We start from the raw sequence: 6,939 nt of genomic DNA on the forward strand, positions 1-6,939 counted from the left end.
CGCTCGCTGGCGAGGTCCGGCCACCGCGACGAAATCGATCAGCGCGGCCGCCTCGTCGATCTCGAGCTGGTCGAGCTTGGCGCCGGGCGCGATGTCCTTGTCGGGCCGCTGGCGCAGCAGCCGGCGGACGCGGCCGGGCACGCTTTCGATCTCGGATTTCACTGCGTTGGAGATCTCCACCCGGATCGACGCGAGCTGCTTGCCCCAATTGGAGTCGCTGCGCAGGTCGAGCTCGGTACGCAGACCGCGGACCCCGTCGTGGATGAGCTTCAGTTTTTCGGCGACGTTGCCGTAATGGCCGCGGCGGATTTCCTCGCGCAGTTCGTTCGTGAGTTGAGCCAGATCGTGCAGCGCCATGGTGACGGCAACCGCAAAGGGCGTCGCCGCCACCCTGATCTCGTCGTCCGACCCGGCAACCTTGAGCGCCAGGCGCACGATCTGCCATGGCTGGCTGAGATGCTGCAGGATCAGCGACAGCGCGAACGGCAGCATCATCGGCGTCTGCAGCGCCGGCACGTTCAGCGCCGCCAGCATCGAATTGACCTGCGAGTCGCCGAACGTCCGCAGATTGCTGGAGAGCTTGCCATTAAAGCTGTCGAGCGCGTCGCGGTTCTTCAGGGCAGCGCCGATCGGCACCAGATCCTCGACCGCCGACGGCGGGCCGACGCGCGACATCGAACGTTGGCGATCGACGCCCGGCGGCGGGTTGACGACTTTCTCGATGGCTTCGGCAGCAGCGGCCTGGAGCTTGCGCACCAGTTGCTCGACCTGTGAGGCGCTACCGCCGCGCAGCGCGACCAAACCGCCCTGGAACTCGCGAACTTGGTCCGGGATGCCTTCCCTCTCCAGCCATAGCCAGATCGATGTCAGCGAATTGCGCCGGATCTGACCGGGACGCGGCTCGCGGTTGGCATCGATCAGGAAAGGTTCGAGGCAGCGGAACATCAGCCGCGCGGGATCTTCAGTCCTGGGCTTGGTGTCGTCTTCGGAGCTGCGCACGATCTTCCGCAGTTCCTCCAGCACGAAGCTCGCGACCGCGACGTCGTCGCCGCGCTCCAGCGCGCGCTCGAACTCTCGCATCAGCAGCGCCTGCGACTGCGGCGGCAGCTGGCTCAAATAATCTCTCAGCCGCTCGGTCGGTGTCTGGCTCATCCCACGCAAAATCTACACGGCGGCCGGAAGGCCGGACGTCCATCCAACCCAGCTTCTTCGGGGCGCTGCACTCTCGATAGCAGCCTCCGCGTTAAGAAGCGGTTGAGGTGATCGCAAAACGAGCGCATGCGCGGCTGTGCAGCAGCGCCAGATCAATTCGACAACCCGTTGGTCACCAACCGAAAATTAGCCGCGGCTCATGCGGAAGGTGAAGCTCTTCGACGGAGATGGCGGCGCGGCCCCTTGGCAGTCAGCCCTGTGCCGTCCATTGCCCTTCGGGCGAGCGGCACGCCGTGCCGCGTGCGATCTCGATCTGGCGGCCGATGGTCACTGCATGCTGAAAGCCGCGGCAGGTTGCACCTTGCCGCGCATAGGCCGGGCCCGGGACGATATTGCCGTAGCGTCCGGAGGTCGCATTCTTCCAGGGCACCGGCGCTCCGGATTCGCCGTTATCGAGCGCCTCGAGCTCGGCCGCATAGGCCAGCCGCCGGTCCTCGGCATTGAGCAGCGCGCCGATCTTCGGACCGATCAGCCCGCCCATGGCGGCGCTATCGACCGCCGCGGCAGAATCGCTGTGGCCGAAATTGGAGGTCGCCGTGCTGGTGAAAGAATCGACGCGCGCGGCCAGCCCGGTCGTGCGGTCGCAGCCCGCCAGCGCGAGCGCGCATAGCATCAGCGGCCAAGCCGATGGCGTCAGCGACAGCTTCCCCATTCCGTTCCCCAGACGATCCCACATCGCGTCGGAATTCGACGATACCCCGACACCAACCAACCGGCAAATTCTGGCGACGCTGTGGCGAGCTTGGCTGCAAGCGTCACGCCGCTGGCAGCGTCAGTTCCGCCCGCAGGCCGCCGATCGGCGCGCGACCGAATTTGAGTTCCCCGCCATAAAGCGCCGCCAGATCGGTAACGATGGCGAGGCCGAGGCCGCTGCCCGGCTTGGACTCGTCGAGCCGCTGGCCGCGGCGGGCGACTTGGGCCTGCTCCGCGTCCGACAGGCCGCGACCGTCGTCATCGACCAGGATGTGCATCATCGGCCCGCTGACGGTGACCTCGATGAACACGCGCCCGGCGGACCATTTGCAGGCGTTGTCGACCAGATTGCCCAACATTCTCTTCGAGGTCCTGGCGTTCGCCGCGGAACTTGAGATTGGGGGCGACCTCGGAATGGATGGTGACGTCGCGCGCCCGGTGGATCTTTTCCATGGTCCGGCGCAACGCCTCGATGACCGGACCGACCTCGGTGATGGTGCCGATCACGGTCAGCCGCGCCGCGATCCGGGCGCGCTCGAGGTGATGCGCGACCTGGCTGCGCATCACCTCGGCCTGATCCAGCACCTTGGCGGCGAGCGGATCGCCCGGCCGCGCAGCCGCTTCGTTGACCAGCACCGACAGCGGCGTCTTGATGGCGTGAGCGAGATTGCCGACATGGGTGCGGGCACGCTCGACGATCTCGCGGTTGGCCTCGATCAGCGCATTGGTCTCGCGCGCCAGCGGCGCGATCTCGACCGGAAACTCTCCCTCCAGACGCTCGGCGCGGCCGGAGCGGATATCGGCGATGGAGTCCGAAATGCGCTTGAGCGGCGCGAGGCCGAACCGGACCTGGAAAATCGTCGTCAGCAACAGCCCGATCGACAGCGCCACGAAGGTGCCGGCCAGATAGTAATCGAACGTCCGGGTCTCTTCGAAAATTTCGGTGGCGTCGCCGGCGACCGTGACGACGTACTTGCCGTCGGTGCCGAGATCGACCGGCCGCTCGACCATGCGCAGCGTCTGCCCCTCCGGGCCTTCGACATAGCCCTGGCGCACGCCCGAGGCGCTGAGCTCGACGCCCTGATCCTCCAGCTTCGGCAGCTTGCGATCCCACAGCGACCGCGAGGCGCGCGGATCGACCTTGTCGGTGTCGGTGCGGACCACTTGCCAGTACCAGCCCGACAGCGGCAGATCGAACAGCGGCTCGCCGAGCGACTGGTACTGATCGGAGTTGACGTCGGGGGTGGCGACTTCGGCGATGAGCGTGCGCAGATACAGATTGAGGCGGCGGTCGAACGCGCGCTCGGAGGATTGCCGATACAGCGACGACAATGCGATGCCGGTAATGGCAAGGATCACCACGACCCAGGCGGTCGCCGACAGAAACAGACGCGTAGCGAGCGATGAGGAGCGGTCTGACGATGCGGTCCTGCCGCCGAACAGGCGCAACGCCACCCTCCGCTAGGTTGCGCCGGCCGGCGGCGACAGCAGATAGCCGAGCCCGCGCACGGTCTGGATGATGTCGACGCCGAGCTTCTTGCGGACACGGCCGACGAACACCTCGATGGTGTTGCTGTCGCGATCGAAGTCCTGATCGTACAGATGCTCGACCAGCTCGGTGCGCGACACCACGCGGCCGGTATGGTGCATCAAGTAAGCAAGCAGCCGGTACTCGTGCGAGGTGAGCTTGACCGGATTGCCGCTGACGCTGACGCGGCCGGTCCGTGTATCGAGCACCACCGGGCCGCAGGTCAGCTCGGATTGCGCGTGGCCGGCGCTGCGGCGCAGCAGCGCGCGAATTCGCGCCAGCACTTCCTCGAGGTGGAAAGGCTTGGCGACGTAGTCGTCGGCGCCGGCGTCGAAGCCTTGGACCTTGTCGCTCCAGCGGTCGCGGGCGGTGAGGATCAGCACCGGCATGGCGCGCTGATTACGCCGCCATGCCTCCAGCACCGAGATGCCGTCCATCTTGGGAAGGCCGATGTCGAGCACCACCGCATCGTACGGCTCGGTATCGCCGAGGAAGTGCCCCTCCTCGCCATCGAAAGCGCGGTCGACGACGTAGCCGGCGTCGGTGAGCGCCGTGGTGAGCTGACGATTGAGGTCGGGATCGTCTTCGACGACGAGCAGGCGCACGTTCAACTCCGCTGGTTCAACGTGCCGGCAGACCAGGCGCCGGCAGTGCGGTAAGATGAGCGCCGGCGGCGTGAATGCCCGATGAACGCCAGAAAAGCCACCGAATTACTTTTTCTTCACGAGCGTCTTGCCCGCAACCGCTTTGACCAGTTCACCGATCACACCCGAGCCGTCCTGACCGGTCGCGGCGGAGACCTTTTCGCGAGTCCGGCCGCTGATATAGACGCCTAACACGCCGAATCGGAAACCCCAATAGGCCACCAGCAGCGCGGTCGCGCCGGTCAGCGCGTTGATGGTCTGGACGTCGCCGGTCCAGAATTCGTGCACCAGAACGGCCCACAGCGCCGCGCATTCCAGCGTCAGCTCCCACGCGTAGGCCGGCCGCCACCACCGCTGCACCGGATCGCTCGAGGCGATCTCGGCCCGGATCGTCGCCTGGGTCTCGGCAATGGCAGTGCGCTGAGTCTCGGCCTCGGCGCGTAGCGCGTCACACCACCGCGCCTCGGCCTCGGCGATCTTGTCCGGGGATGCGGATGGCAGGCAGGTCTGCACCGCGGTCGGCGTCGGCTGCGCCGCGCCGACCACCTCGGAGAGGATCTGCCCGGCCGCGCCGCCGAGCGGGCCGCCCAACGCTGAGCCGAGCATGGGCGCGCCGAGCGCAATCACCTGTTTGGCGAGATCGGACCAATCCATCCTCATGTCCTCCGCAAAGCCGCGGCCATCGCGGCGATCAGTAGTTGCCACCGCGACGAATGCGACGCCGATGCGGCAGCGGCGGGCGGCGAAGCGCTCGGCAGTTCGGGCGCAAGCGGAGGCGACGCGACGACGACCGGCGCCGGCCCGAGAGCGGCCTTCCATCTGGTGAGCCAGGCGCGCCGTTGATCGAGCCCGGTCAGCCCGCCGTTGAGCCGGCGCGTGACGCCGACGATGTCGTCGGCCCTGGCGAACGGCAGGCAGCCGCAGCCGACGAAATCGGCGACGCCGCAATTCAGGAAATAGCGCGGGTCGTTGACGAGGTCGGGCTGGTTCTCGAGATCGAGCCCGGTCGCCTTCGCCAGCCGCGCGTAGCCGTCGCGTCCGGTGGTCTGCGCGGCGCCGCGACCGCGGAAGCGCCAGCCATCGTCGGAGCCAGGGGCATTGCCCATGCGGCCGTTATAGACCTTCTTGGCCAGCGCCTGCGGATCGTGGGCGTAAGGCGCGGCGCTCGCCAGCGTCGGAAACCGGCCAGGCCACACTTGCATCATCCGGCGCGCCGTGTAGTCGAGGTTCTCGACGACGTCGCGCCCGGCGCCGCATTCGTGGCTGATCTGCGCCATGACATGCGCGACCAGCAGCGGCGTGGTGACGCCGTATCGGGCAAACACGTCCGGCGCGGCCGCGATCATGCCGGCGTGCAGCCCCGGAATCTTCCGGTCCGCATCCACCCATAACCGCCCCAGCGCTTCAGCAAAGCACGTCATGTCGGCGCTCCAATGTCGGGGATTTTCTCTTGCAAGATGATCAGGGGGACCGGACGCGGGCTTCCCATCCTGATTATTTCCGGGCAAATTCCGCGTACGAAACCAGCCGACATCACCTATTCGCCGCCTTGGCCCGCAAATCCCGCCAATAGCGTCGGTGCCGACGCGCGTTCGATCACTTTCGTTCCCGGACTGGATGGCGTGCGTGGCATCTCGATCGCGCTCGTGCTCGGCTGCCACGCCGGCCTGCCCTACATGACGGGCGGCAATGTCGGCGTTCAAGTCTTCTTCTTGTGTAGTAGCTGCGGCATCTCGCGCATCTTGCTAGCGGAGTATGAGAGCAACGCCACGATCGACTTCGTCGGCTTTTATTGGCGGAGCGTCTTGCGCATCGTTCTGAGGATGGTCGGTGTGTGCCTCGCGCTATGCGCGGTCGCGCCATTCCTCATGATTCCGTACTCGGCTCTAGTGAAGGAGTTAGCCGTCACGCTGACGTTCATATCGGACTACACGTGCGGCAGGGCTAGCATCCCGATGTATCTGGCTCCGACCTGGTCATTGTCAATGGAAGAGCAGTTCGACATGCTGTGGCCCGCCTGCGCGCTGGCGCTGCTGGCCACCCAGCGGTCGCGTCGGATCGTTGCCATTCTTCTCACGGTTGCGATCGCTGTCGCGCTGTGGGGCGTTTACCGGTTCGAGACCACTGCCAACGTCATGAGCGTGTACGACGCCTTCGTCTGCAGGGCAGACGCCATGATGTTCGGCTGCGTGCTGGCCTTCGCAAGTGACCAACGGTTGATACAGATCGGACGTTGGTGGCCCGCCGCGATCGGCATCCTGGCCTTCACCACGGCATTCACCGAATGGAACGGCGCGTCCCGCTTATTCGGCGGCATGACGCTGGACTTCATCGCCGCGGCAGTATTGGTTGCCGCCGCATCGGTTCGCAACAACCCCGGGTTCTCGCTGTTTTTGGAATCCGTGCCGATGCGCTGGCTCGGACGGATCTCATATTCGGTCTATCTGTGGCACTGGCCGCCGCTGTTCATCATGTACGCCAACGGCGTCCGCGGCGCCGCCCTGCTGCTGACCATCCCGTTTGGTCTTATCTTTGGCGCCGCCTCGTACTTCCTGATCGAGCGTCACGCGCTGAAGCTCAAGCCACTGACCTCACGCTGGGCGCGAATTCCGACCGCCTTGGTAGTGCCCACTTCCTTCATGCTGGGCGTACTTTTCGTTCTCCCCCGATTTCATCCCTGACAATCGCAAGACGGTAGAGTTGTCCTGCCGCGATTTCGTGATTAGCTGCTCGGTTTACGTCAAATCATTTACGGAGATGTCGGGGGATTTTTTGAATGTGCATTCGATGGTTATGAAGCCCGGCATGAAGCGATGGGCGATTGTGCAGAATTTTTTGGACAAACATTCTGAAGCTGCCTGT

At 65.5% G+C, this 6,939-nt stretch carries 6 protein-coding genes and 1 pseudogene; 1 reads left to right on the top strand and 6 read right to left on the bottom strand.

All coding sequences use genetic code 11. The features are described 5' to 3' along the window. From I5M_RS19020 to I5M_RS19045, 6 genes and pseudogenes are all read right to left on the bottom strand, one after another. The coding region (locus I5M_RS19020) for a hypothetical protein (RefSeq protein WP_022722846.1) at window positions 1-1,152 on the bottom strand (1,152 nt) is incomplete at its 3' end. A 250-nt stretch (window positions 1,153-1,402) separates the two neighbouring features. Next, window positions 1,403-1,864, bottom strand: a complete 462-nt coding sequence (locus I5M_RS19025; RefSeq protein WP_022722847.1) for an RT0821/Lpp0805 family surface protein — start codon at window positions 1,862-1,864, stop codon at window positions 1,403-1,405. A 103-nt stretch (window positions 1,865-1,967) separates the two neighbouring features. Next, window positions 1,968-3,348: pseudogene (locus I5M_RS30125) on the bottom strand (sensor histidine kinase). An 18-nt stretch (window positions 3,349-3,366) separates the two neighbouring features. Then, window positions 3,367-4,038: a response regulator transcription factor gene (locus tag I5M_RS19035; protein WP_031337037.1), complete on the bottom strand. Its 672-nt coding sequence runs from the start codon at window positions 4,036-4,038 to the stop codon at window positions 3,367-3,369. A 105-nt stretch (window positions 4,039-4,143) separates the two neighbouring features. Next, complete coding sequence (locus tag I5M_RS19040) at window positions 4,144-4,731, bottom strand: 3TM-type holin (RefSeq protein WP_022722849.1); 588 nt, start codon at window positions 4,729-4,731, stop codon at window positions 4,144-4,146. Between the two features lie 2 nt (window positions 4,732-4,733). Then, window positions 4,734-5,498, bottom strand: coding sequence for a glycoside hydrolase family 19 protein (locus I5M_RS19045; RefSeq protein ID WP_022722850.1), 765 nt, complete (start codon window positions 5,496-5,498; stop codon window positions 4,734-4,736). Between the two features lie 12 nt (window positions 5,499-5,510). On the opposite strand from I5M_RS19045, the gene I5M_RS19050 reads away from it, so the two are divergent. After that, complete coding sequence (locus tag I5M_RS19050; protein WP_022722851.1) at window positions 5,511-6,758, top strand: acyltransferase; 1,248 nt, start codon at window positions 5,511-5,513, stop codon at window positions 6,756-6,758. Window positions 6,759-6,939: the final 181 nt, after the last annotated feature.

It is taken from the genome of Rhodopseudomonas sp. B29, from assembly GCF_000333455.1.
In the GTDB taxonomy this organism is placed as follows: Bacteria; Pseudomonadota; Alphaproteobacteria; order Rhizobiales; family Xanthobacteraceae; genus Rhodopseudomonas.

What these genes read in the sequence shown, in the direction of transcription:
- I5M_RS19025 (WP_022722847.1), bottom strand. Translation starts at nt 1,864, where the DNA reads ATGGGGAAGCTGTCGCTGACGCCATCGGCTTGGCCGCTGATGCTATGC.
- I5M_RS19040 (WP_022722849.1), bottom strand. Translation starts at nt 4,731, where the DNA reads ATGGATTGGTCCGATCTCGCCAAACAGGTGATTGCGCTCGGCGCGCCC.
- I5M_RS19045 (WP_022722850.1), bottom strand. Translation starts at nt 5,498, where the DNA reads ATGACGTGCTTTGCTGAAGCGCTGGGGCGGTTATGGGTGGATGCGGAC.
- I5M_RS19050 (WP_022722851.1), top strand. Translation starts at nt 5,511, where the DNA reads ATGTCGGGGATTTTCTCTTGCAAGATGATCAGGGGGACCGGACGCGGG.